General features: G+C 48.1%; 1 protein-coding gene. It reads right to left on the bottom strand.

Features of this window, described 5'->3' with window-relative positions; genetic code table 11:
* Positions 1 to 171 precede the first annotated feature (171 nt).
* Entirely contained in the window at positions 172 to 2,253 is a 2,082-nt protein-coding gene (locus ACTHY5_RS08925; RefSeq protein WP_441878856.1) for a S9 family peptidase, read from the bottom strand.
* Between the last annotated feature and the right edge of the window lie 117 nt (positions 2,254 to 2,370).

The raw sequence follows: 2,370 nt of genomic DNA on the forward strand, positions 1-2,370 counted from the left end.
GATGGGTTTATGGCGTGTCGTGGAAGGTGACTCTGTTTCCTCTAGGTCCAGCTTTCAATCAGATCACATTTTTACTTAGATTGGTATTAGACTTGATCTCTATTTTTCTGTGGGTTCCGTGTATTGTGTGGCAAAAAATCTTTAGGTCTTTTCTTAGCGCGGCGCTGTCATTTAAATGAGCGCCAGCAAGAAGGCATATTCTCTAGCGAGATCGCGATAAGCTTCAAAGCGGCCAGACTTACCGCCATGCCCAGTGTCCATATCACAACACAACAACAAAATATTATCGTCAGTCTTCAGCTCGCGCAGCTTAGCCACCCACTTGGCAGGCTCCCAGTATTGCACCTGAGAGTCGTGTAAGCCCGTGGTGACCAACAGATTCGGGTACGCTTGAGTTTGTACTTGATCGTAGGGGCTATAAGATTTTATATAATGATAATACTCAGCCTCCGCGGGGTTCCCCCATTCATCAAACTCCCCCGTCGTCAGCGGAATAGACTCATCTAGCATGGTGGTGACTATGTCGACAAAAGGTACATCGGCAATGGCTCCCTTATATAAAGTCGGCGCCATATTGATCACGGCACCCACCAGTAGGCCACCCGCACTGCCGCCTGCGGCAAACACTCGGTTTTTATCACCATAGCCTTGGTGCACCAGTGCTTTAGTCACATCAATAAAGTCGGTGAAGGTGTTTTTCTTATTCAGTAAACGCCCTTGCTCGTACCAATCTCGGCCTAACTCTTCGCCGCCACGCACATGCGCAATGGCATACACAAAACCTCGATCTAATAAGCTTAACCGCGCGGCACTAAAATCAGGATCCATGCTGGCACCGTAGGCACCATAGGCGTAAACCAATAACGGGTTATTTGAGGTTGGACTAAACATATCCACGCGATACACCACAGACACCGGCACCTGAGTGCCGTCTTGGGCACGGACCCATAAACGCTCGCTACAATAGTGCTCAGCATTAAACTGCTCACCCACATATTCCTGTTTAAGCTGGCGCCGCTCTTGGGTGTCCATATTCACTTCATACTGGGTAACCGGCCGGGTTAAGGATGAATAACCATAACGCAGCCACGCCGTCTCGGCCTCAGCGTTAATGCCAAGCCAAGTAACATAGGTGGGATCATCAAATTCAATGGCATGTTCAGTGCCCAGCTGGCGATGTAATTGGCGCAACTGGGTTAAACCTTCACTGCGCTCTTCAAGCACCAGCCAATCTTTAAATAAGGTAAAGTCTTCTAATAACACCTTGGCTCGTGGGGCAATGAGTGTTTGCCATTGCTCACACTCCCACGGGTGCGGCTGATCATGGCGGTCACTCACCTGATACAAGCCAAAGTTCACACCGTCTTTATTAGAGCGAATATAAAACTGTCCCTGATAATGCTCTATATCGTATTCATGGCCACGTTGGCGAGGCAAAAAAGTACGCACGGGAGACAGCGGTTCATTGGCCGAGAGTAAGTTCATCTCACAGGTCTTAGTGCTCCAAGCACCAATAACAATGTAGTCGGTGGAGCGGCTTTTATAAATACTGGTATAAAAGCGCGCATCGGCTTCTTCATACACCAATACATCTTGGCTTTGGGGGGTGCCTAAGGTATGGCGATATACTTGGTATGGCAGCAAGGTATCTGGGTCTTGATGTACATAAAATAATGTTTGGCTGTCGTTGGCCCAAGCTAGATTACCCGAGGTATTTTCTAGCACGTCGTCATAAAGCTGTCCGCTGGCCAGTGTTTTAAAGCGAATTTGATACTGACGACGTGACATAAAGTCTTCGGCAAAGGCCAACACTTGCTGATTGGGGCTTACCCCAAGCTGTCCTTGATCATAATAAGCACTATCTGCGGCACGCTCGTTACCATCGAGTAATACTTGGCGCAGTGCGGGCTGACCATCAGGATAACGCTCGATAATGGCGTACTCTACGCCTTGCTGAAAACGCGTTTGATACCAGTAGCCATTTTTTAAATAAGGCACTGAGCTATCGTCTTGGCGAATGCGGGCAACCATCTCTTGATACAGCGTTTCTTGCAGATCTTTTAATGGCGCCTGTATCTGCTCGGCATAGTGATTTTCTTGCTCAAGGTAGGCAAGTACCTCAGGGTTAGCCCTCTCGTCATCACGCAACCAGTGGTAATGATCAAAGCGCGTATCATTATGCAGAGTAAAAGTATGAGGTATTTTTTTGGCAATCGGTGGGGCTATGGACACATTAAGACCTTTTAAGAAAATAAAGCGGTACGCCGTACACGATACGTCATCCGAAAAAAGACCGCCTCGGGCTGGGCATCCCTATAAAAAAGCGATCGCGGCAAAAAAGTGCTTTATGCGATACCCACAGCCTAATGC

It is taken from the genome of Oceanisphaera sp. (assembly GCF_052084945.1).
GTDB lineage: Bacteria > Pseudomonadota > Gammaproteobacteria > Enterobacterales > Aeromonadaceae > Oceanimonas.